Genomic DNA, 22,980 nt, shown 5'->3' with positions numbered 1-22,980 from the left:
CAGGTCGGGTGCGACGATCGTTTGCAGGTGCTTTCCCGGAGAATCGAGCAGAAAGACGTGTCATTCTTGCTGCGCTGCTGAAGGAATTGCTGCTAACGTTTGCAAAGAACGGTCCCGTCGCTCGGTGGTCAGGAGCGGCACCCCAGCCAACCGAACCGAAAGCGCGAGGTCACCCTCATGGCCACCGACGACAAGCCCTTCACCGTGATCGGCGACACGGAGGCGCTGACCGGCGTCGCCGGACTGCCGTTCGTACCGGCGATCCGGATCCCCGCCGGTGCGGACCTGATCTTCGTCTCCGGCGTGCTCGGCGGCCCGAAGAACCCCGGTGACCCGACCGATCTGCGCGCCGAGCTGCACCGGTTGTTCAGGAATCTCGAGCAGGTCCTGAACCTCTCGGGCGCCACGATCGCGGATGTGGTGAACGTGAACAAGTTTCTCGTGGACATCGACCGCGACAACGCGGTCGTCGTCGAGGTCATGCGCGAGTACTTCGAGCGGATGCCGACCTCGACCACCGTCGAGGTGACGCGCCTGGTGCCGGGTGACCTGCGGGTGGAGGTCAGTGCGATCGCGGCCGTCCGCCCGGCCTGACCGAACGGCGGCCCTCGGTCGTCTGCGGGGCCGGCGGGGGCGTGGGTGGCCTTCGCCGGTCCACAGTGGACTGGGTTGGGGGACGGCAAAAATCGGCTCCTACCTCGTCTCCTCCGCGCTGTCCTTGCGGGATAGCGGCTTGCCCCGTGAGGTAGGAAAGATCCATGGAGCGCGTGGAAGTCTGGCGAGGTGACCACGGCGACCCGGTGCCCCTGGTCGGCCGGCCCCTGCCCGGGATCCGGGACGGCGACACGCCGGCGGATGAGTTCCGGCTGCCACCGAGCTTCGAGCCGTGGCCGGGGCGCACGCGGCTCGAGCGGGTCTTCGTGGTGCTGGACCTCGGCGTCGGCCTGGCCGAGCCGTGCCGGCGCCGCCGCCGCACCGCCGACGGCCGCACCGTCCCCGGCGTCGACGGCGACCTCCCCGCGCCCGCCACCTGGTACGTCGACCTGCTCCACGTCACGCTCGAACGCGACCGCATCGTGCTGCGCGACCTGTACCTGGACGTGCTGGTGCCCACCGACGGTCGCCACCAGCGCCCCCTCGACCTCGACGAGTTCGCCGACGGCCACCTCGACCCCGCCACCGCCGTCGACGGCATGCGCCGCCGGCACCGATTCCACGAACGGCACCTGCACACGCCGCGCTTCCCCAGCCTCACCCGGACCGACTTCCCACCCCGCCGGCTCAGCGCCCTCGCCGCGCTGCCGGCGCCGCTCGGCCCGGTCGTCGAGGTCACCGACTGAGCACATCACCGACTGAACACGGTCGGTTGTGAGAACCGCGCGTGCCTCAGCCGGGCATGTGCGGAGCCCTCCGGGGGTTCAGGACTGCGGGTCGACACCGGTTCGACGCGTCGGCCCACCTCGCCGGCAGCCGTTCAGCGAGCCGATCCGGGCACTCCGAGCTCCTTCACGAACAGATCGTGAAAGCTCAGCCCCAGCACCTGCCGCACGTCGGGTTCCGGCCAGCCGCGGCGCAGGAGCTCCGCGGTGATGCGGGGGAGGCCGGCGGGGCCTTCGAGGCCGGGCACGAACTCGCGGACCGCGCGGTCGTCCCAGGAGTGCTGGTCGGCGCGCAGGAGGCTGTCGGAGACCTCCTTGATGAAGTCCGGGCCGAGGCCGACGTGGGTCACGCCGATGAGGCTCGCGGCGTGGTCGAGGTGGTCGGCGACGCGGGAGACGGTGTGGTCGCGCTCGTCGACGAACGGGGCGAGCACGTTGATGCCCACCACGCCGCCGGCGTCGGCGAGGGCGCGCAGGCGCGCGTCGGTGAGGTTGCGGTGGTGGGGGCGCACCGCGAAGGCCGAGGAGTGCGACGCGACGAGCGGGCGGGTGGCGATCTCGAGCAGGTGGTCGGTGGAGGTCGCGCCGAGGTGGGAAAGGTCGAGCAGGATGCCCAGTTCCTCGCACGCGGCCACGGCCTCCACGCCGGCGCCGGTGAGGCGGCTGCCGGTGGCGTCCTCGGCCGAGCCGTCGGCGAGCATGGTGCGGCCGAAGTGCGTGAACGACGCCATCCGCACGCCCAGCCGGTGCAGGGTTTCGAAGAGGCCGACGTCGAGACCGACCGCCTCGCAGCCTTCCAGTGCGAGCACGAGGGCGATCCGGCCCTCGGCCAGGGTTTCGCGCACGTCTTCGCCCGTGCGGCACATTCGCACGGCATCGCGGTTGCCGGCCTCGACGCGCCAGGCGGTCTCGATCATCCGCAGCGTCTGGCGCAGCGCGCCTTCGGGGCGGAACTCGGGTTCGAGGAACACCGGCAGCACCTGGATGTCCACCCCGCCCGCGCGCAGCTGCGGCAGCCACACCCGCCGGAAGTACTCGGCCTGCCGGCCGGCCGGGTGCCGCGCGCAGAGCATGAGCAGGTCGTTGTGCGCGTCGGCGACCACGGCGTTTTCGTGCAGGGCGGCGGGTTCCGGCATCACACACTCCTCAGTGACGGTCCACAGTGGATTCACCGGCCAGTCTAGTGTCGTGCGCCGCTGCGATCACGCCATGGTGCTGTCACAGCACGGGGCCGCGGCTGAGGATCGTGCTGAGCCGGCGGGCGGCGACCTTCGCCGTGGCGCTCAGCTCGCCGAGCCGCTCGGCGGTGCGGCTGGTCGGCCCGGACACGTTGAGCGCGGCGATGATCCGGCCGGTGGCGTCGCGCACGGGCGCGGCGACCGAGAGCAGCCCGGCCTCCAGTTCGTCGACCGCGACCGTGCAGCCCTCGCGCCGCTCGTGGTGCAGGCGCTCGATCACCTCGGCGACGCTGCGCAGCGCCTTCGGCCCGAACGTGCCCGGCGGCTCGCGTGTGAGAAGGGCACGGATGTCGTCGTCCTCGTGGTCGAGGATCAGCGCGCGGCCCGAGGCGCTCACGTGCAGCGGCGAGGTCCGCCCGACCCAGCCGCCGGCCTGCACGGTGTGCGGGGAGCGCTCACGCAGGATCGTGAACGACTGGTCGCCCTGCAGGATCGACAGCAGCGCGCTTTCCCCGGTCTCGGCCACGACCGCGCGCAGCACCGCCGTACCACTGCCGACCAGCCGCTGGTCGCCGGCGCGGGCGGCGAGCACGTGCAGCTGCCAGCCGAGCCGGTAGCCGCGCGTCTCCGGGTTCTGCTCCACGAGCCCGTGGGCGGCCAGCGCCTTGAGCATCCGGGAGATCTGGCTGCGCTCCCGGCCCACGCGGCGGGCGATCTCCGCGCCGGACAGCTCGGAGTTGCGGTCGTCCTCGCCGAGGGTGCGCAGCACGGCGGCCACGCGGCCGACGGTCGAGGTGTCGGAGTTTTCGGCCATGCTCCCGACGGTAGCGATGCTCTCACAGCTACACAAGCAGCGCCCAGAGCACACTGAGACGATTCAGCGTGCCGTGAGGACAACAGGCGTGGCTTTCAGCGTTCACCGGTTCGCACACTCCCCGCCATGTCCACCACCGCACCCGCCGACACCGTCCTCTACGGGGAGCAGACCCGCAAGGCACTCGCCCACCTGCCCGCCCACGGCCGGCGGCTGTCCGACGTGCCGGCGCTGCTCACCGCGTACGCCCAGGTGAAAGCCGCCGCCGCGCGCGCCAACGCCGAGCTCGGCGTGCTCGACCCCGCCCGGGCCGACGCCATCGCCCGCGCCGCCGCCGAGGTGGCGGCCGGGCACCACCGCGACCAGTTCCCGCTCACGCTCGTGCAGGGCGGCGGCGGCACGTCGACCAACATGAACGTGAACGAGGTCCTCGCCGCCCGCGCCGAGCAGCTGCTGGCCGCGGCCGGCACCCCGCTGGCCGTGCACCCCAACGACCACGTGAACCGCTCGCAGTCCACCAACGACACCTATCCCACCGCGATGGCGCTCGCGACGGCCGAGCTGGCCGAACCCGTGCTCGCCGCGCTGGGCCGGCTCTCGACCGCGTTCGACACGGTGGCGACGGACCAAGGCGGGCTGGTGCGCCTGGGCCGCACCTGCCTGCAGGACGCGGTGCTGCTCACCGTCGCGCAGACCCACCGCGCCCACGCGCACGCGATCCGCCGCACGCGGGCCGCGCTTCAGCACGCCGTCGCCGAGCTGGCCGCCGTCCCGCTCGGCGCGACCGCGGTCGGCACCGGCATCGGCAGCCCCGACGGCTACGCGGACCTCGTGGTGCGCCACCTCGCGGCAGTGTCGGGGAAGCCGGTCACCGCGGCCGAGGACTACTTCGACGCGCTGGCCCACCTCGACGGGTACGCCACCGTCGCCGCCGCGCTCGTGCGCGCGTCGGGTGTGCTCGGCAAGATCGCCCGCGACCTGCGCCTGCTGTCGTCGGGCCCGGTCGGCGGCCTCGGCGAGGTGCGGCTGCCGGAACTGCAGGCGGGCTCGTCGATCATGCCCGGCAAGGTCAACCCCGTGGTGCCGGAGCTGGTGATCCAGCTCGGGTTCCGCATCCGCGGCGCGGCGGCGACCGTCGACGCGGCGGCGGACGCGGGCGAGCTCGAGCTCAACGTGATGGAACCGGTGGTCGTCGACGCGCTCGCGGGCGCGTTCGCCGACCTCACCGCCGCGGCCACGATCTTCCGGGAGAAGTGCGTGGAGCGGCTGCAGTGGGACACCGAAGCCGTGGCGCGCCACGCCGCCGGTGCTCTCGACCAGTACGTGACCCTCGCGACCACGGCGGGGTACCGCACCGCCGTCGGCGCGGCCACTTCGGCAGGAGAGTCCTCATGAAACCGATGGCACACCCGGCTTCCGGCACCACGGCGGCCGAACCGGCGAGAATGACCGTCAGGACCACGTTCGCGTTGTCGCTCGGCACTTTCGTCGAGTGGTTCGACTTCGCGCTCTACGGTTTCTCCACGGCCGTGATCGCCGCGCAGTTCTTCCCCTCGGGCAACCCCACGGCGGCGCTGCTGGGCACGCTCGCGATCTACGGAGTGTCCTTTGTGGCCCGGCCGATCGGCGGGGTGGTGATGGGCCGCGTCGGCGACCGGCACGGCCGCCGCACCGCGCTCGCGGTGTCGCTGGTCCTCATGGGACTGTCGACCGCGCTCATCGGCGTGATCCCGCCGTATGCCGTGATCGGCTTCGCCGCGCCGCTGCTGCTCACGCTGTGCCGGCTGGTGCAGGGGTTCGCGGCCGCGAGCGAACTGACCGGCGCCGCGACCTACGCCGCCGAATCGGCGCCACCCGGGCGGCGCGGGCTGTACGTGAACGTGGTGTCGTGCTTCGGCAGTGTCGGCACGGCCGTCGCGACGCTGGTGGTGCTGCTCTTCCGCCTCGACACCGGCTTCTACGAGTCCGGCGGCTGGCGCTGGCCGTTCATCGCGGGCGGGGTGATCGCGTGCGGCGGCATCTACCTGCGGCTGCGCCTGGCCGAAACCGGGGTGCACCTGCGCACGCGGGAGAAGGCGCCGTGGACGCTGCGGCAGACCCTGCGCCGCCACGGCCGCACGATCGGCGTCCTCATCGTGTTCTACGCCCTCGTCGGCGTCGGCTTCCACACGCTGCTCGGCTACATGCCCACCTACATGACCAAGGTGGCGGGCATCTCGGCGACGGCGGCCCTGTGGATCAGCCTGTTCGCGTTCGTCACGTTCGCGGTGTCCTGCGTCGCGTTCGGCGCGCTCACCGACCGGGTCGGGCGCAAGCCCGTGATGATCACCGCGGCCGTGGCGATCCCGGTGCTCACCGTGCCGGCCTACCTGCTGATCGCCGGCGGCAACCTGCCGCTGATGTGCGTGGCCCAGGCCCTGCTGGTGGTGCCGGTGGCCGCGGTGCAGGCCGCGGGCAACGTGACCAACGCCGAGATCTTCCCGCCCGAGGTCCGCTACTCGGCCGGCGCGATCGCCTACACGTTCTCCTACGCGGTGTTCGCCGGCACGGCCCCGTTGCTCGACGCCGTGCTGCTCGATGTCGGCGGAAAACTTCTGCCGGCCTTCTACGGCGTGCTGATCGCGGTGATCGCGCTGCCGTTCCTCGTGAAGGGCATCCCCGAGAGCCGCGGCTTCTCGATCGAAACCGGCGACCGGCGAAAGGACTCCTGACCCATGCCACGCACCTACCGGCTGGCCTTCGACATCGGCGGCACGTTCACCGATTTCGCCTTGCTGGACACCGAAACCGGCGCGCTCGAGATCTTCAAGTGCCTCACCACCCCGGACGACCCGGCCCGCGCGTCGCTGCACGGCTCGCGCGAGCTGCTGGCCGGCGCCGGCGTGGGCGCCGAGGCGCTCACCAACGTGATCCACGGGACCACCCTGGTCACCAACGCGCTCATCGAACGCAAGGGCGCGAAGGTCGCGCTGCTCACCACGGAGGGCTTCCGCGACACGCTGGCCCTGCGCGGGGAACAGCGCTACGACATCTACGACCTCGCCCTGCGGTTCCCCGAACCCCTGGTGCCGCGATACCTGCGGCGGGAGATCGGCGAGCGCACCGGGCACACCGGCGAGATCGTGGCGCCGGTGCGGGAGGAGGACGTGGCCGCCGCCCTCGAGCGGATCCGCGCGGAGGACGTGAAAGACCGCCGCGGCGGCCCGGGCGCACCGGAGCTGACGAGCGTCGCGATCTCGTTCCTGCACTCCTACCGCAACCCCGCCAACGAGCGGGCCGCCGCCGACCTGGTGCGCAAGCTCTGGCCCGAGGCGGACGTGTCGGTGTCGAGCGAGGTCGCGCCCGAGATCCGCGAGTACGAGCGCACCAGCACCACGGTGGCCAACGCCTACGTGCGCCCGCTCACCCGCGAGTACCTGGGCACGCTCGCCACCGCGTTCGCCGACACGGGCTACCGCGGCCGGCTCTACCTGATGCTGTCCTCGGGTGGGATCGCGACCGTCGAGACCGTGTCCGAGCTGCCCGTGCGGCTGATCGAGTCCGGCCCCGCCGGCGGGGCGATCGGCGCGGCGCACTACGGCGGCCTGTGCGGCGAGAGCGATCTGATCGCCTTCGACATGGGCGGGACGACGGCGAAGATCTGCCTCATCGAGGACGGCCGCCCGGCGATCTCGCACCAGCTGGAAGTCGCGCGGGTGCACCGGTTCAAGAAGGGCTCCGGCCTGCCGATCCAGTTCCCGTCGGTGGAGATGCTGGAGATCGGCGCGGGCGGCGGCAGCATCGCGTGGATCGACGAGCTGGGCCTGCTCAAGGTCGGGCCGCGCTCGGCGGGCGCGGCGCCCGGTCCGGCGTGTTACGGCCTCGGCGGCACCGCGCCCACGGTCACCGACGCCGCGCTGGTGCTCGGTTACCTCGACCCCGCTGCGTTCCTCGGCGGCGAGATGCGACTGGACCGCGCGGCGGCCGAGCGCGCGATCGACGAGCACGTGGCCCGGCCGCTCGCCGTGTCGCGCACCGAGGCCGCGTGGGGCATCCACCAGCTGGTGGTGGAGAACATGGCCGCGGCGGCGAAGCTGCACATCGTCGAACGCGGCGGAGACCCGCGCTCGTACGCGCTGCTCGCGTCGGGCGGCGCCGGGCCGATCCACGCGGCGTCGGTGGCGCGGCTGCTCGGCAACGAGAAGATCCTGTACCCGCTGGCCGCCGGCGTGCTGTCGGCGATCGGGTTCCTGGTGGCGCCGGTGTCGTTCGAGTTCTCCCGCTCCCGCCCGCAGCTGCTCGACAGCACCGAGTGGCCCGAGGTCGCCCGGCTCGTCGCGGAGCTGGAGGAGCAGGGCCGCGACGTGGTCGCCGAGGCCGGGGTTGCTCGCACCGGCGTGACGGTGGAGCGGCAGGTGACGGCGCGCTTCGCCGGGCAGATCAACGAAATCTCCGTGCCGCTGCCCGCCGGCGTGCTCGACGACTCGTGCCGCGACGAGGTCCGCACCCGCTTCCTCAAGGCCTACACCGAGCTCTACGGCCACGCCCACGACGACATCCCGGTGGAGGTGATGACCTGGCGCGTGGTGGCGAGCGGTCGCCTGAGCGAGGTCACGGTGGCGCGCGGCAATGTCGAGACGCGCGGTGAGCCCGTGCCGAAGAACACGAGGCCCGCGTACTGGATCGAGCTGGCGTCTTATGTGGACACGCCGGTGTACGACCGGTACGCGCTCGAACCGGGCGCCGCCGTGGCCGGCCCCGCGCTGGTGGAGGAGCGGGAGTCCACCGTGCTCGTCGCGCCCGGCAGCACCGCGGTCGTGGACCAGTACCGCAACCTGGTCGTCACCCGCACCCCGGCCGGCACCCGAGATGAGGAGCAGCTGTGAACCGATCCGTCTTCGACGACCCGATCACCCTGGAAGTGGTGTGGGGCCGGCTCGTGACACTGGCCGACGAGATGCAGACCGTGTTGCGCCGCACCGCGTTCAGCACCGTGGTGTCCACCGGCAACGACCTCGGCTGCGAGATCATGGACGCGCGCGCCTGGTCGGTCGCCCACGCCGTGACGAGCAACCCGACGTTCAACCTGACCCTGCCGCATCTCACCGCCGTGCTGCTGCGCACCTTCCCCGCCGAAACCCTGCGCGAGGGCGACGTGCTCTTCACCAACGACCCGTGGATCGGCGCCGGGCACCTGCCGGACGTGGCCGTGGTCACGCCGTTCTTCAAGCACGGCAAGGTGGTGGGCTTCGCCGGCTCGATCGCGCACGTGAGCGACATCGGCGGGCTGCTCAACCAGTCGGAGGCCCGCAGCGTGTACGAGGAGGGCGTGTACTTCCCGCCGCTGAAGCTGTACGACGCGGGCGTGCGCAATGAAGCCGTGTTCGCGACGCTGCGGGGGAGTGTGCGGGCGCCGGAGCTGGTCATCGGCGACATCAACGCCATCGTGACGGCGAACTCGGTGGCGGCCGCGCACACCGTCGACCTGCTCGACGAGTACGGCCTCGACGACCTGCAGCAGCTGTCCGACGCCGTGCAGGCCCGCGCGGAGAAGGCGATGCGCGCCACCGTCGAGGCCCTGCCGGACGGGACCTACCCGTTCGAGCTGACCTTCGACGAGCTGGACGGCTCGATGACGCTCGGCGTGGAGCTCGTGGTGGCCGGCAGCGAGCTGCTGGTGGACTACGTGCGCGTGCCGCCGCAGCACCCGCACGGCGGCATCAACTCGACGCTCACGTTCACCACCGCGCGCACCACGTACGCGCTCAACTGCCTGCTGACACCGCAGATCCCGAGCAACCAGGGCCTGTTCCGGCCGATCACGGTGCGCGCGCCGGAGGGCTCGGTGCTCAACCCGGTGTACCCGGCGTCGGTGAACGACCGCACGAAGGTGGGCTGGCACGTGATCCCGCTGGTGCAGGGCGCGCTCGCCGGAGTGCTGTCCATCCCCGCGGCGGGCGGGTTCAAGAGCAGCCTGCGGCTGATCGGCACCGGCCCGCACGACGTGGCGGTGAGCTCGCTGGCCTTCGCCGGCGGCGGCCTCGGCGCGAACCCGGCGGGCGACGGTGTGGACGCGATCTGCTACCCGACCAGCTCGTCCAGCATCCCGGTGGAGATCTACGAGACCACGACCGGCGCGCGGGTGACCCGCAAGGAGCTCGCCCCGGGCACGGCCGGCGCCGGGCGGTTCCGCGGTGGGCACGGCCAGCTCGTGACGCTGCTGGCGCCCGAGGACACCGAGCACCGCCTGACGTTGGCCGCCGGCTGCCACCAGCAGAGCCACCCGCCGTTCGGCCTCACCGGTGGCGCGGCGGCCCGGCCGACGGAGGTCTCGCTCGACGGGGTGGTCGTGCCGGTGTCGGAAACGGCCGCCCGGCTGGGCGCGCTGCCCTTCGACCGCACGGCGCCGACGGTCACCCTGCGCACGGCGGGCGGTGGCGGCCACGGGTCGCCGGCGGAGCGCCCGGCGCACCTGGTGCTGCGCGACGTCCGCGACGAGCTGCTCACCCCGGAGGAGGCCCTCGCCGTGTACGGCGTGACCGTGGACCTGGAGGAGCTCACCGCGACGCGGTCCCCGGAGCACGCGGCCTCCTGATCGACCGACCCGCGGCGGGAAGTGTTCGGAGCCGCCGCGGGTCCGGATGGGTCCCTGATCGAGTGACCTCCGGATCGCGAAGTCGTACCAATACTCCCCGCCCGCCGCGGCGAATACCCCCGGCAAGCAGGTGATCGCCGGCGCCCGGGTGGCGCGGGTCGGGAGGGACTTCGCATGACAGGTCACGCGGCGACGCTGACGATCGCACTGGGTCCGGCTGAGTCCACAGTGGACCCCCTGGGGACGGCCGAGCGGCTCATGGAGCGCGTCGCCGGGGGTGACGAGGCCGCGTTCGCCGGGCTCTACGACCACCTGGCGAGCCCGGTGCTGGGCATGTGCTTCCGCGTGCTGCGCGACCGGGCGCAGGCGGAGGAGGTGACGCAGGAAACGCTGCTCGAGGTGTGGCGGAAGGCGGCGACGTTCTCCGCGCGCAAGGGCAGCCTCCGCAACTGGGTGCTCACCATCGCGCACCGGCGCGCGATCGACCGCGTGCGCGCGGAATCGGCCGGGGCGGCGCGCGAGGAGCGCGACGCGCAGCTCGACCCGCGGCGCGAGTTCGACGAGGTGTCCGAGGAAACCCTCACCGGCCTGGCCCGGGCCGAGGTGCGCGAGGCGTTGCTCTCGCTGAGCGAGGTGCAGCGTGAGTCGATCACGCTGGCGTACTTCCTCGGCTGGACGGCCCGCGAGGTCTCGGAGCGGCTCGGGGTTCCGGTGGGCACGATCAAGTCACGCCTGCGCGACGGCCTGCTGCGCCTGCGCGACTTGCTGGGGGAGAAGGAATGAGCATCGACGACGCCCACCTGTTCGCGGGCGCGTACGCACTCGACGCGGTCGACGATCTCGAACGCGCGCGGTTCGAAAAGCACCTCGCGGAATGCGGGCAGTGTGCGCACGAGGTCACGGAGTTCCGCCAGGTCGCCGCGCTGCTGGGGGCCGCGGTCGAGGTCGCGCCGTCACCGCGGCTGCGGTCCGGCGTGCTTGCCGAGGTCAGCCGGACGCGCCAGGTGCCACCGGCCCCGCGCCGGCTGCCGGCGGCGCGGCCGTGGCGCACCCGGGCGGTCGTCGCGGTGGCGGTGGTGGCGGCGATCGGGGGTGTGGTCGTGGGCGGGAGCCAGCTCTTCGGCGGTGGTCCCGAACCGTCCACAGTGGCCTCGGCGCAACACGACGTCCGACTCAGTGGCGACGCCGTGAGCACGACCGCGCGGGCCGTGGGCGGGGGAAGCGCGAGCACCGACGTGTCCCGCGCGCTCGGGAAGATCGTCGTGACGGCCCAGGATCTGCCGGCGCTCGATGCGGCGCACGCGTACCAGGTGTGGCTGATCGGGCCGCGGGGTCCGCAGTCGGCCGGGCTGCTCACCGCGGACTCCGGCGCTTCGGTCGTCGCGGCGCTGCCGGCGGACGCCGACCGTGTCGGGATCACCGTCGAGCCCGCCGCCGGCTCGCCCCAGCCGACGACCGCGGGTGTGGTGGCGGTCGCCTTGCCCTGACCGGAAACCCGAGGGGGTGAGCGACCCATCTCCGCACCCCACCGGATCCGAACTCCTTGCGCACGATCGGAAACAGCCCGGGCGGACCCTCCGTCCGCCCGGGTTTCGCACCTGACCCTCACCCCTTCGCGGGTGGGAAAGGGAGATCGCCCGTGTTCGGAAAACGGTATGCCGCCTCGATGATCGCCAGGAGTGCGGAGAACGACCAGGACCGGCGGAAGTTCTTGCGCGCGGCCGGGATGACGGGGCTGGGGGTCGTCGGCGCAGGTGCGCTGGGCGCCTTCACCGCGGGCGGGGCGTCGGCCGCTCCGCTGCGCGCGGCCGCACCGGTGGCCACCGAGACCTCATCGGCCGAGGTGAGCGATGGCGCGGTGCTGAACTTCGCGCTCAACCTCGAGTACCTCGAAGCGGAGTTCTATCTGCACGCCGTGACCGGCAAGGGGCTGGCCGACTCGATGACCACCGGCACCGGCACTCGCGGCGGGGTCACCGGCGGCCGCGCGGTGCGGTTCGAGTCCCGGGCGGTGCGCCAGTTCGCGCAGGAGATCGCAGGCGACGAGAAGGCGCACGTCGGATTCCTGCGCTCGGCGCTGGGCTCGGCGGCGGTGAGCCGGCCGGCCATCGATCTGCAGGCCAGCTTCACCGCCGCCGCGCAGGCCGCGGGGCTGGTGAAGGCCGGGCACACCTTCGACGCGTTCGCGTGCGAGGAGAACTTCCTGCTGGCGGCGTTCCTGTTCGAGGACGTCGGGGTGACCGCCTACAAGGGCGCGGCGCCGTTGATCAGCAACAAGACCTACCTGGAGGCGGCCGCGGGAATCCTCGCGGTGGAGGCCTACCACGCCGGCACCATCCGCAGCGCGCTCTACCAGCGCGGCGGCGGGCTGCTCGGCACCGGCCTGTTCAGCACCGACCCGAAGAAGGCGTCGGTGAAGCTGTCCGCCGCCCGCGACAGCCTCGACGGCGCGACTGACGACGACCAGGGCGTGGTCGACAGCCACGGCAACGCCAACATCGTTCCGGCCGACGCCCACGGGGTCGCCTACAGCCGCAGCCCCGGCCAGGTCCTCAACATCGTGTACCTCACGAACAAGGCCGCGACCTCCGGCGGTTTCTTCCCGAAGGGCGTGAACGGCGACGTGAACACCAGCGCCGCCAACGCCTGAGCCCGGTGCTGGGCGGCTTGTGCCCCGGCCGCCCAGCACCGTTCCACCGCCTGGTGTTGTTACGGTTCGGGCCTGAGGAGGTGCCCTGTGCTCGGAGTGACCGCGGAACCCGCGGAGATCACCGGAGCCGCCCCCGGCGACGACCTCGTGCCCGACGCCGAGGTGACCATGGACCGCGGCTTCACCCTCGCCGCGAGCCCCGACCAGGTGTGGCCCTGGTTCGCCCAGCTCGGCAAGAACCGCGCCGGCTGGTACCTGCCCCGCCCCGCCGAACTCCTGATCCCACGCCGCCGGCGCGCCCTGCGCCACCTCGACCTGACCCTGCACACCCTCCGCGCCGGCGACGTCATCGACGACTGGGGCGGGCCGGGCGCCACGTTCGAGATCGTCACCCACGACCCACCGCGCACCCTCGTCCACCGTTCCACCCGCGGCCCGCTGCGCATCAGCTGGACGATCCGGCTCACCCCGCGCGCCACCGGCACCCGCGTGCACCTGCGCTTCCGCATCGCCGGGGTCCGACACCGCCGCCTCGTGGAGTACGGCGGCGGGTTGGTGGACCTGCTCACGGTCGCCGGTCTGGCGGCCGGACTGCGGGAACGAACGGCGGGACAGCGCTGAGCGGACGGGCTGTTCCCGGTTGTCGGCTCCCGGCGCGCGCGGTCTCTACGACAGGGTCGTGGCGGCTCAGTCGACGGCTTTCGGCTCCACAGAACGATCCGCGGCAGGGTCAGGGTGACGTGTCGGTCTCGATCGCCGTGGCGCGCAGCGCGTCGGCCAGTCGTGCGGCCGGTTCGGACAGGGGGGTGGGCAGCCGGGCGAGCACGATGCGGCGCTGTTCGGCCGGGCCGCCGCGGACGGGCAGGATGCGCACGCCCTCGGGGGCGACCGGGGTGAAGGCGGCGGGCACGGTGGTCAGGCCGCCGCCGGCGGCGACCAGGTGCAGCTTGGCCAGCCAGTCGCGGGCGGTGTGGGCGATCGTGGGCCGTTCGTCGAGGCCGGGCCACACGCCCAGGCCGCCGTGCTCGCCGGTGGCCGAAGCCGCGATCCACTGCCGGCCGTGCAGGTCGGCCACGTCGATGAATTCGCCGCGGGCGAGCGGGTGTCCGGCGGGCACGGCGACGCGCAGGCTGCGTTCGGTGAGCGTCAGCACCTTCAGCGCCGGGGTTTCGGTGTCGAGCGGGCGATAGGGCGGGACCGAGGCGAGCAGCGCGAGATCCACCGTGCCCGCGCGCAACGCCCGCACCAGCGCCGGGGTGCTGCCTTCCCGGGTGGTGACGGTGATGGCCGGGTGCGTGCGGCGCAGCGCGGCCAGCGCGTGGGGCACCAGGGTGGTGCCGGCGCTGGTGAACCAGCCCAGCCGCACGGTGGCGTGGTCGTCGGGCAGCCCGGCCAGTTCCCGGGCGGTGGCGTCGATCTGGTCGAGCACGGTGGTGGCGCGGCGCAGCACGATCCGTCCGGCCGGGGTCAGGCGCACGCCGTCGTGGCGGCGTTCCAGCAGGGGCGTGCCCGCGGCGCGTTCCAGCGCGGCGATCTGGCGGGACACGCCGGACTGGGTGTAGCCCAGGGCCGTGGCGGCGGCGGTGAGGGTGCCCCGCTCCGCCACCTCCCGGAACACCCGCAGCGCGACCAGCGACGCATCGGTGAAGGTCATGACACTTACGCATACCACGGTTGCGGTTCTCTCGCTGGAAACATGGCCGATCCGCGCTTAGCGTGGAACGCATGAGCTTGCTCGAGACGCCCTTCGGGTTCGCCGGCACGGCCGCCGAAGTCGCCGCGGGCATCGACCTGACCGGGCGCCGCGCGGTGGTCACCGGCGCCTCGTCCGGGCTGGGGATCGAGACCGCCCGCGCCCTGGCCGGCACCGGCGCCGAGGTCACCCTGGCCGTGCGCGACCGCGCGGCGGGGCAGCGCGCGGCCGAGGACATCACCGCCACCACCGGCAGCACTGCCCTGCGCGTGGCCCGGCTGGACCTGACCGACCCGGTCTCGATGGCCGCGTTCACCGGCTCGTGGGAGGGTCCGCTGCACCTCCTGGTGGCCGACGCCGGGGTGATGGCCACTCCCGAGCGCGACACCCGCAGGACCGGGAGTGGCAGTTCGCCACCGACTACCTGGGCCACTTCGCTTTGGCCACCAGGCTGCACGCAGCGCCGGCCGCGGACGGCGCGGCCCGGATCGTGATGGTCAGCTCCAGCTTTCGCCGGTGGTGTTCGACGACGTCCACTTCGCCTTCCGGCGCTACGACCCGTGGCCGGCCTACGGGCAGTCCAAGACCGCCGACGTGCTGTTCGCGGTCGAGGCGACCCGGCGCTGGGCCGCGGACGGCATCACGGCGAACGTCGTGATGCCCGGTGCGATCTACCCCAACCTGCCGCGCCACACCGGCGGCCGGGGCAGCGGCAAGGTCGCGCCCGAGCTGATCAAAACACCGGAGCAGGGCGCCGCCACCTCCGTCCTGCCGGCCACCTCACCGCTGCTCGAGGGGATCGGCGGCCGGTACTTCGTCGACGGCAACGAGACCGAGACCGTCGACCGCCGCGGCGACGCGCAGCCCCTGCACGGCGTGGCCCGCTACGCCCTGGACCCGGACAACGCGCGGCGCCCGTGGACCCTCTCCGAACACCTGCTCGCCGCCGTCGGCGGCACGGAAGGACAGTCATGACACCGAAAGTCGCCCTGGTCACCGGAGCCACTCAGGGCCTCGGCCTGGCCTTGGTGGAGGGCTTGGCCCAGCGCCTGACGCCGGCGGACACCGTGTACCTCACCGGCCGCGATCTGGGCCGGGTCAACGAGGCCGTCGAAAGCCTGCCCGGCGGCGGTGCCACGGTCCACGGGGAGATCCTCGACGTCGCCCAGCCCGAAGCCGCCGCCCGGATCGCGGCCCGGCTGCGCGAGCGCCACGGCGGTGTCGACGTGGTGTTCAACAACGCCGTGATGCGCGTGAGCCCCGACGACGACCCGCGCGAGATCGTGGACCCCTACGCCGAGGTCAACAACTTCGGCACCACCCGAGTCCTGCGCGCCTTCGCGCCGCTGCTGCGCGACGGCGGCAGCCTGATCGTGGTGGCCAGCAGTCTGGGCACCCTGCACTACCTGGCCCCGGTGCTGCACGACCGGTTCGCCGCACTGTCCACTCTGGACGAAGTGGACGAGCAGGTCGCGGCCTGGCGCGACGCGGTGCGCGACGGCAGCGCCCGCGGTGGGGCCTGGCCCGGCTTCGTCAACATCCCCTCGAAGATCGGCCAGGTCGCGGCCGTGCGGGCCCTGGCGCACCAGCGCCGCGAGCAGGACCTCGCCCGCGGCATCCTGCTGGCCTCCGTCTGTCCCGGCATGATCAACACCCCCACGTCCGCGATGTGGTGGGACGTCAGCGCCGCCCCGACCCCGGCGCAGGCCGCCACCGTTCTGCTCGACCTCGCCCTCGACCCGGTCGACCCCGACCACTACGGCGAACTCGTGCGCCACGGCCAGGTCCTGCCCTGGGCACCGGAATACCCGGCGCGCTGACCGACGTCTTCCGGGGTCCCGGCCCGGGCGGACTCAGTCCCACGTGGACAGGAAGGAGGAAACCGTTCGCCGGTAGGCCGCGCGGTCTTCCCACATCGCCAAGTGCGAGCTGTGCGGGAATTCGACGGTCCGGGCGTGCGGGAGGTTCTTCCGCAGCGTCACCGTGCAGGTCTCGGCCATTTCGTCGTAGCGGCCGCGGGTCAGCAGCACCGGCTCGGTGATCCGCCGCACCTCGGCCGTGCGGTCCCACGAGGCGAGGTTGCCGGTCATCACGAACTCGTTGGGTCCGTTCATCGCGGCGTACACCTGGTTGCCGTCGAGGATGTCGAAGCTCCGCTGGATGGCGGCGGGGTAGGGGCTCAGGCGGCAGAGGAAGTTCGCGTAGAACACGTTCACGGCGTCCAGGTACTCGGGCGCCGTGAAATCGCCTTGTGCTTCGTACTTGTCCAGCGTCTGCTGCACGTCGGGCGGCAACAGCGACCGGAGGTACTTCGTCCCGGCCACGAATTCCGGCGCGCCGGCCGACGTACTGGCCAGCACCACCGACTTGACGCCGCGTGGCCGGCGCAGCAGGTACTCGATCGCGAGCCAGCCGCCCCACGAATGTCCGTAGAGGTGGCACCGGTCCAGGCGCAACGCACGACGGACCGCTTGCAGTTCGGCGACGAAGCGGCCGATCGTCCACAGTGCCGGGTCGTCCGGGTGGTCGGAGCGCCCGCAGCCGAGCTGGTCGTAGAACACGACCGCGCGGTCTTCGGCGAGGTCGCCCAGCGGTTCGAGGTAGTCGTGACCGGCGCCGGGGCCACCGTGCAGCACCACCAGCGGTGTTCGGCGACCGCCGCCGACGACGTCGACCCACACCCGGCCGCCGGGAACGTCCACGTACCGCTCACCCGATTCCAGCGGGGGAGCGGCCTTCGCGGCGGGAACGGGAATGGCGCCGGCGGCCGCCAACGCTCCGGCGGCCTTGACCACACTCCGACGGTTGATCATGGGGCACTGCCTTTCTCGGGTGCTCGCCATGAACAGTGCGGGTGATGGATCTACGCCGACAGCTTTCCGCGGCGACTCGGCCCGAACGGGAAAGTCCCGATGGCCGGTCGGACAACTTCCTCGAGGGGAAATTGTCGACGGGGTGGTGCGGATTGCCCGCATGCAGAACGGTGGAGAGTCGAACACGCCTGAATTCCCGACCGGATGTCCCGTTCTCGACAACGACTCCTGCGTTCCGGATAAGACGTTCAGCCTTTCAGGTGAGACGCCGATGTCGGGCCGGGATCAAGGGCGATCCTCGCCCCATTCGGAATGCCCCGACGGTGTTTCCGGCACACTCCGATCGCTGTGAAGGAGACGACCGGACATGAGCACGTTCAGGCGGGCCGGCGTCGGCGCGGCGGTGGGCGCGATGGCGGCCGGGATCGGGTGGGCCGTGCGCGACTACCGGCGGTGGAAGGCTCTCGGACCGGGCGGAGTGCCGTCGAACCCGGTGGGCTGGGTGGCGGTCACCGGGATGCGCATGCGCACAAGAGACCCGTACACCGTCGACGCACCCCGCGGCGGCGAGGTCGAGCGGGCACTTCGGGCTCTGCCTCGGCGGGAAGGACCGCGCCCCGACGTGGCGCCCCATCCCGTGCCGCACCGCGTCCTGAACCAGCACGCGGACCAGGCCCGGATCGCCGCGGTGCAAGACATGGTCCAGGACCTCGCCGGTCGACCCGGCCTGGAGATGCGCATGAGCGGCTGGGAGAAGCACCATCCGGCTCTCTTCGCCGCCGACGGCACCGAACTCGGCCACGTCCACCCCCGCGACGGGTCGCTGCACGTGTCCCTCCGGCCGCCCGACGCCGCGGTAGTGGTCGACCTGGGCTGGGGCGAATTGCACCGGCTCGCCGGCGTGATGCTCGGCCTGCCGGCGGGGTACGTGCTGCTCTACCCGCCGCGCGAGCAGGCCGAGATCGCCTGCCTGCGCTCGATTCTCGAGGCGGCTGCCGCCGTTCGGTGACGGTGTGGTGCCGCCGGCGCTTCCCTCGGGATGTTCGCGCACGCTCGGTGTATCAAAGGTGTCGATCATTTGATCGACACCTTGACGCGGCCTCCGGACCTGACTTAAGTTCCGTGTCGATCGAGCGATCGTCACGGGTCGGCTCGGCGCACGGTCGACGACGAGGTGGTCCTGCGTGGTGGAGTTCGGTGCGGTTCGGCCGACGGAGACGACGGTCCCGGTGACCCCTGCCGTCCGCGGCGCGCGGCCGGCGTCCGGCTCGGTCCCGGACGCGGCGAGCCTCCGGCCGCACTCGCTCTCACCCGGGCCCCGGCGCAGGACCGGGCCACTCCCGCGCGGCGACTCAGGCCGCACGCTCGGCGGCCGGCACCGCTGAGCGTCGTCGGCTTCCCCCACTTCCGCCTCCCCGCGCGGCGCCCGTCGTCGCCGGAGAAGACTCAGGAGTAACGCATGTACTACCTCGGTGTGGACATCGGCGGCACGTTCACCGACTGCGTGCTCGTGGACCGCGACGGCGCCCACCGCACGGCGAAAGTGTTGTCCACCAAGGTCGATCCGGTCTCCGGGGTGCTGGCGGGGCTCGAGCGGCTGGCGGAGGCGGAGGGGCTCGACCTCACGACCCTGCTCGCGCGCACCAGCCGGTTCGGTCACGGCACCACCATCGGCACCAACGCGGTGCTCGAGCGGTCCGGTGCGCGGGTCGGCCTGGTGGCGACCGCGGGCCACGGCAGCGCGCTCGGCATGATGCGCGGGGCCGGCCGGGTCGCGGGCAGGTCGATCGAAGAGGTGTTCGCGGTGCACGGCAGCCGCCTGCCCGAACCGATCACGGTGCGCGGCGCGGTGGCCGAGGTGCACGAGCGTGTGGACGCGACCGGCGCGGTGGTGGTCGACCTCGACACCGAGCAGGCGGTGGAGGACATCACGCGGCTGATCGCCGAGCACCGGCTGGATTCGGTCGCCATCGCGCTGTTGTGGTCCTTCGCCAACGCCAAGCACGAACGAGCGCTGGCGGAAGCGCTCGCCGCGGCCGCGCCGGACGTGTTCGTGTCCACTTCGTCGGCGGTGTCGCCGCGGCTCGGCGAGTACGAGCGCACGGTCGCCACCGTGATGAACGGCTACGTCGGCCCGGCGTGCTCGCGCTACCTCGGCCGGCTGGCCGGCGCGCTCGGCGACGCCGGGCTGACCGAACCGTTGCTGGTCATGCAGTCCAACGGTGGTGTGCTGCCCGCGGAGGCGGCCGCGGCGACGTCGCTCGGCACCATCGACTCCGGTCCCGCCGGCGGCCTCACCGGAGTCGCGGCGCTGGCCCGCGCCTACGGCCACGACCGGGTCGTCGCCACGGACATGGGCGGCACGTCGTTCGACATCGGGCTCGTGATCGACGGCAAGCCCGTGCTGGCCGAGGACAACGTGATCGACCAGTACACCTACCGCCTCCCGCACCTGGCCGTGAAGACGATCGCCTGCGGCGGGGGCACGCTCGCGCGGCTCGACGAGGCCACCGGCGGGCTGCGGGTCGGGCCGCGCAGCGCGGGAGCGGAGCCCGGTCCGGCCTGCTACGGCCGCGGCGGCACCGAGCCGACGGTCACGGACGCGGACGTGGTGCTCGGCTTCCTCCGTCCAGAAGCCTTCTTGGCCGGACGGATGCCGCTCGACCGCGAGGCGGCCTTGCGCGCGGTCGGCGGGCTGGCGGCGCGGCTCGGGCTTTCGGTGGAGGAGACCGCCGCGGGCATCCTCGAGATCAACAACATGCGCGCCGCGACCGCGATCCGGCAGCAGACCCTCGAACGCGGGCACGATCCCCGCGACTACCTGCTCTACGCCTACGGCGGTGCGGGGCCGGTGCACGCCTTCGGGTACGCCGCGGAATCGGGGGTGCGGGAGGTGGTGATCCCGCTCGGCAACGGCGCCTCGACACTGTCGGCCTACGGCATCGCCTCGGGAGACGTGGTGCAGTACAAGGAACTCGAGCGCGGGCTGCTCGCGCCGTTCGAAGGCGCACAGGCCGAAGCGCTCGCCGCGGGCGTCGCCGAAGTGACGGCGGCGGCGCGCGCCGACCTGGCGGCCGCCGGGTTCGACGGCGACCAGGTCGTCGTGGAGGTCGACGCGTTGATGCGCTTCCGCGAGCAGCTCATGCACAGCCTGGAGGTGCCGGTGCGCCTGCCGGCCGACGGCGCGCAGCTCCTCGCGGACTTCGACGTCGAGTACGTGCGCCGCTACGGCGCCGGCGGCACCGCCATGTTCCAGGCGGTGGAGGTCTTCGCCCTGCGCGCCCGCGCTTCGGTCGCCTCGGACATCCCGGTTCCGGTGAGCGGTGACGAGCGCGCCGCCGAACCGGCCCGCGCCGACGTGTACTGGCCCGGCCGCGGCTGGACCGCCACCGACGTCTTCAGCGGGGCGCCCGCCGGCGCCGTCTCCGGCCCGGCCCTGGTCGAACTCGCGCACACGACCATCGCGGTCCCGCCGGGCGCCACGCTCTCGACCGGGTCGCACCACGAACTCCGCCTCCAGCTCGCCTCCCCGAAGGAGTCCTGATGACCGCCACTTCCGAGACCCCGAGCGTGGTGTGGGACGGGGTCGCGCGCGGCTACGTCCCGAACGAGCCGCTCGCCGTCCCGCCTTCGGTTCCGTTGCACACCCAGGCTTCCGACGCCGTCGACCCCGTCACGTTCGAGGTCGTGCGCTACTCGCTGATGAACATCAACCTCGAGCACGGCCAGACCCTGCAGCGGCTCTGCGTCTCGCCGATCACGATGCTCACGCGCGATTTCCAGCCCTCGATCCTCACGCAGCACGGCGACGTCGTCTTCCTCGGCCCGTACCTGCAGTACTTCTCGAACTCGCAGTCGCTCACCATCAAGTGGATCCTCGAGAACCGCGCGGCCGACCCCGGCATCGCGCCGGGGGACATGTACCTGTCCAACGACCCGTTCGTCGGCTCGCCGCACCAGCCCGACGCCGTCGTGGCGGCACCGGTGTTCGTCGGGGACGAGCTCTTCTGCTGGGTGTCCAACGTGCTGCACCACAGCGACGTCGGCGGTTCGGTGATGGGCAGCTTCTGCGTCGACGCCACCGATCTCTTCACCGACCCGCCGGCCTTCCCCCCGTTCAAGCTCGTGGAGCGCGGCGCGATCCGGCCCGACCTGGAACAGCTGTTCCTGCGCCAGTCCCGGGTGCCGACGAACGTCCACATGGACCTGCGCGCGGCGATCTCGGCGAACCTGGTCGCGGTGGAGAAGATCACCGCGCTGCTCGAACGCTACGGCGCGGACACCGTGAAGGCCGTGATGAACCGCGTGCTGGACGCCGGCGAGACCACGATGGCCCAACGGCTGGCGAAGATCCCCGACGGCACCTGGTCGCACCGCATGTACGCGGAAGCCGCGCACACCGGCGACACGGGCACCTACGTCTACCAGACCACCGTGCGCAAGGAGGGCGAGCACCTCTACGTGGACAACCACGGGACCGATCCGCAGACCGGCTCGATCAACGTGACGTACGCGGGGTTCGCCGGGGCGTTCCTGGCCGCGCTGACCGCGTCGCTCACCTCGGATCTCGCCGGCGCGTACGGCGGTGCTTACCGCCGGGTGCACTTCGACCCGAGCCCGGGAACCCTTTCCTGCGCGGACTTTCCCGCCGCGGTCAGCCCCGCCGGCATGTACACGATGGAAACGCTGATCAGCCTGGCGAGCACGGTGATCGGGAAGATGCTCGCCTGCGCCGAGCCGGAGATCGCCGCGCGCGCGATCGGGCCCGCGCACCCGGCGTTCTACGGGATGATCAGCGGCGGCGTGACCCCGGAGGGGCACCAGTTCATCGGCGTGAACGCCAACAACATGATCGGCTCGCTCGCCGCGTCACCGGTCGGTGACGGCGTGGACTTCGGCGGCCACTTCTGGATTCCCGAGGGCACCGCCAGCAACGTCGAGGAACTCGAGCTCCTGTGGCCGGTGCTCTACCTCTACCGGCGCGGGCTCCCGGGCGGCGCCGACGGGGCGGGTCGCCACCGCGGCGGCCGGGGGTTCCTCGAAGCCTCGATCCCGTGGCGCGTGCCCGGGCTCGCCGCGGCGGTCTACATCGACGAGTCCTTCCCGAAGACTGTCGGCGGGTTCGGCGCCAACCCCGGTTCGGTCGGTCATTTCCGGCTCAAGCACGGCTCCGACGTCCGCAAGTCGTTCGAAGCCGGCTCGGTGCCCCAGGACTTCGCGGCCATCGGCGGCGCGGAAGCGGCGGTCGAGGCGAAGGGCCCGGCGCTCATGATCGCCGACGACGGGGTGTGGGAGTGGACCGGCGCCAACGCCACGGGGTTCGGTGATCCGCTCCTGCGCGACCCCGAGCAGGTGGCCCGCGACGTCGCCGAAGGAGCGCTGCCGGCCGCTGCGGCCGACCGCGTGTACGGAGTCGTGCTCGGCGCCGGCGGCGAAGCGGATGCGGTCCGGACCGCTCAACGCCGCGCGCAGCTTTTGCGCGAACGGCTGGCCGACGCTCGGGTGCCGGACGGCGTGCGCACCGCACCGGACACCGCGAGCCTGCGCGCGCTCGGCGGCGAGCTCGCGCTCGCGGAGCATGACGGAGTCCGGTATTTCGCGACCGCCACCGGCCGGGCGCTGCTGGGTCCGGTGACCGCCGGCTACAAGGACGGCTGCGCGGTTCTCGAGCGATCCCTGCGCGACCTCGGGCCCGAGTTCGCGACGCACGAAGCCCGGGCCGGGTACACCGTGCGCTACCGGGAGTACCTGTGCCCGGTCACCGGGCTCCGCGTCGAGACCGAGATCCTGCGCGAAGGCGACGAACCGGTCCGCGACATCGTGCTGCGCGGGTAGTCGCGCTCGGCCGCACTTGTCGAATATCTGCAAATACTCGATTA

Annotated in this window: 20 protein-coding genes; 16 read left to right on the top strand and 4 right to left on the bottom strand. The window is 72.5% G+C overall.

The window, feature by feature from the left end; translation table 11 throughout:
- The first annotated feature begins 177 nt into the window (after positions 1–177).
- Entirely contained in the window at positions 178–594 is a 417-nt protein-coding gene (locus VSH64_RS18990) for a RidA family protein (RefSeq protein WP_326836956.1), read from the top strand.
- Between the two features lie 164 nt (positions 595–758).
- Positions 759–1,340, top strand: coding sequence for a DUF402 domain-containing protein (locus VSH64_RS18985; RefSeq protein WP_326836955.1), 582 nt, complete (start codon positions 759–761; stop codon positions 1,338–1,340).
- Between the two features lie 134 nt (positions 1,341–1,474).
- Here VSH64_RS18985 and VSH64_RS18980 read toward each other — a convergent pair whose 3' ends face one another.
- Together VSH64_RS18980 and VSH64_RS18975 are read right to left on the bottom strand one after the other, a co-directional pair.
- A complete protein-coding gene (locus VSH64_RS18980; RefSeq protein ID WP_326836954.1) occupies positions 1,475–2,515 on the bottom strand; it encodes a dipeptidase in 1,041 nt (346 codons plus the stop codon).
- Between the two features lie 82 nt (positions 2,516–2,597).
- The gene (locus VSH64_RS18975; protein ID WP_326836953.1) at positions 2,598–3,371 is read right to left on the bottom strand and encodes an IclR family transcriptional regulator; all 774 of its coding nucleotides are present in this window, start codon (positions 3,369–3,371) and stop codon (positions 2,598–2,600) included.
- A gap of 126 nt (positions 3,372–3,497) precedes the next feature.
- On the opposite strand from VSH64_RS18975, the gene VSH64_RS18970 reads away from it, so the two are divergent.
- The 8 genes from VSH64_RS18970 (at position 3,498) to VSH64_RS18935 (ending at position 13,216) form a co-directional block, all read left to right on the top strand.
- The gene (locus VSH64_RS18970) at positions 3,498–4,766 is read left to right on the top strand and encodes a lyase family protein (RefSeq protein WP_326836952.1); all 1,269 of its coding nucleotides are present in this window, start codon (positions 3,498–3,500) and stop codon (positions 4,764–4,766) included.
- Positions 4,763–6,082, top strand: coding sequence for an MFS transporter (locus VSH64_RS18965; protein WP_326836951.1), 1,320 nt, complete (start codon positions 4,763–4,765; stop codon positions 6,080–6,082). The genes VSH64_RS18970 and VSH64_RS18965 overlap by 4 nt, the downstream gene beginning before the upstream one ends.
- Positions 6,083–6,085: 3 nt before the next feature.
- Positions 6,086–8,236: a hydantoinase/oxoprolinase family protein gene (locus tag VSH64_RS18960; protein ID WP_326836950.1), complete on the top strand. Its 2,151-nt coding sequence runs from the start codon at positions 6,086–6,088 to the stop codon at positions 8,234–8,236.
- Positions 8,233–9,945 carry a hydantoinase B/oxoprolinase family protein gene (locus tag VSH64_RS18955; protein WP_326836949.1) on the top strand — a complete coding sequence of 571 codons (1,713 nt, stop codon included), beginning with the start codon at positions 8,233–8,235 and terminating at the stop codon, positions 9,943–9,945. Before VSH64_RS18960 ends, VSH64_RS18955 begins: the two co-directional genes overlap by 4 nt.
- 174 nt (positions 9,946–10,119) lie before the next feature.
- Positions 10,120–10,728 (top strand): ECF RNA polymerase sigma factor SigK, encoded by a 609-nt coding sequence (gene sigK, locus VSH64_RS18950; protein WP_326836948.1) that lies wholly within the window; start codon positions 10,120–10,122, stop codon positions 10,726–10,728.
- Complete coding sequence (locus VSH64_RS18945; protein ID WP_326836947.1) at positions 10,725–11,432, top strand: anti-sigma factor; 708 nt, start codon at positions 10,725–10,727, stop codon at positions 11,430–11,432. Before sigK ends, VSH64_RS18945 begins: the two co-directional genes overlap by 4 nt.
- 152 nt (positions 11,433–11,584) lie before the next feature.
- Positions 11,585–12,595 carry a ferritin-like domain-containing protein gene (locus VSH64_RS18940; protein ID WP_326836946.1) on the top strand — a complete coding sequence of 337 codons (1,011 nt, stop codon included), beginning with the start codon at positions 11,585–11,587 and terminating at the stop codon, positions 12,593–12,595.
- Between the two features lie 87 nt (positions 12,596–12,682).
- Positions 12,683–13,216 (top strand): SRPBCC family protein, encoded by a 534-nt coding sequence (locus tag VSH64_RS18935; RefSeq protein WP_326836945.1) that lies wholly within the window; start codon positions 12,683–12,685, stop codon positions 13,214–13,216.
- 109 nt (positions 13,217–13,325) lie between these two features.
- Here the strand turns inward: VSH64_RS18935 and VSH64_RS18930 are convergent, their stop codons facing one another.
- The gene (locus tag VSH64_RS18930) at positions 13,326–14,249 is read right to left on the bottom strand and encodes a LysR family transcriptional regulator (RefSeq protein ID WP_326836944.1); all 924 of its coding nucleotides are present in this window, start codon (positions 14,247–14,249) and stop codon (positions 13,326–13,328) included.
- Positions 14,250–14,320: 71 nt separating this feature from the next.
- Between VSH64_RS18930 and VSH64_RS18925 the strand changes: the two genes are divergently transcribed.
- Genes VSH64_RS18925 through VSH64_RS18915 form a run of 3 tightly spaced genes read left to right on the top strand, consistent with a single transcriptional unit; the run spans position 14,321 to position 16,108 of the window.
- A complete protein-coding gene (locus VSH64_RS18925) occupies positions 14,321–14,782 on the top strand; it encodes an SDR family NAD(P)-dependent oxidoreductase (RefSeq protein WP_326836943.1) in 462 nt (153 codons plus the stop codon).
- Positions 14,783–14,804: 22 nt separating this feature from the next.
- The gene (locus tag VSH64_RS18920; RefSeq protein WP_326836942.1) at positions 14,805–15,263 is read left to right on the top strand and encodes an SDR family NAD(P)-dependent oxidoreductase; all 459 of its coding nucleotides are present in this window, start codon (positions 14,805–14,807) and stop codon (positions 15,261–15,263) included.
- Positions 15,260–16,108: an SDR family NAD(P)-dependent oxidoreductase gene (locus tag VSH64_RS18915; RefSeq protein WP_326836941.1), complete on the top strand. Its 849-nt coding sequence runs from the start codon at positions 15,260–15,262 to the stop codon at positions 16,106–16,108. Before VSH64_RS18920 ends, VSH64_RS18915 begins: the two co-directional genes overlap by 4 nt.
- A 33-nt stretch (positions 16,109–16,141) precedes the next feature.
- Here the strand turns inward: VSH64_RS18915 and VSH64_RS18910 are convergent, their stop codons facing one another.
- Complete coding sequence (locus VSH64_RS18910; RefSeq protein WP_326836940.1) at positions 16,142–17,101, bottom strand: proline iminopeptidase-family hydrolase; 960 nt, start codon at positions 17,099–17,101, stop codon at positions 16,142–16,144.
- A gap of 367 nt (positions 17,102–17,468) precedes the next feature.
- Here VSH64_RS18910 and VSH64_RS18905 point away from each other — a divergent pair, with 367 nt between their 5' ends.
- The 3 genes from VSH64_RS18905 to VSH64_RS18895 all read left to right on the top strand — a co-directional run bounded on the left by VSH64_RS18905 (position 17,469) and on the right by VSH64_RS18895 (position 22,936).
- Positions 17,469–18,110 (top strand): luciferase domain-containing protein, encoded by a 642-nt coding sequence (locus VSH64_RS18905; RefSeq protein WP_326836939.1) that lies wholly within the window; start codon positions 17,469–17,471, stop codon positions 18,108–18,110.
- Between the two features lie 450 nt (positions 18,111–18,560).
- Complete coding sequence (locus VSH64_RS18900) at positions 18,561–20,645, top strand: hydantoinase/oxoprolinase family protein (protein ID WP_326836938.1); 2,085 nt, start codon at positions 18,561–18,563, stop codon at positions 20,643–20,645.
- Positions 20,645–22,936, top strand: coding sequence for a hydantoinase B/oxoprolinase family protein (locus VSH64_RS18895; RefSeq protein WP_326836937.1), 2,292 nt, complete (start codon positions 20,645–20,647; stop codon positions 22,934–22,936). Before VSH64_RS18900 ends, VSH64_RS18895 begins: the two co-directional genes overlap by 1 nt.
- The last annotated feature ends 44 nt before the right edge of the window (positions 22,937–22,980 follow it).

It is taken from the genome of Amycolatopsis rhabdoformis (genome assembly GCF_035918295.1).
Lineage (GTDB): Bacteria > Actinomycetota > Actinomycetes > Mycobacteriales > Pseudonocardiaceae > Amycolatopsis > Amycolatopsis rhabdoformis.
Note: the sequence above shows the minus strand (reverse complement) of the source record. Positions and strands in the feature narration are given on the sequence as shown.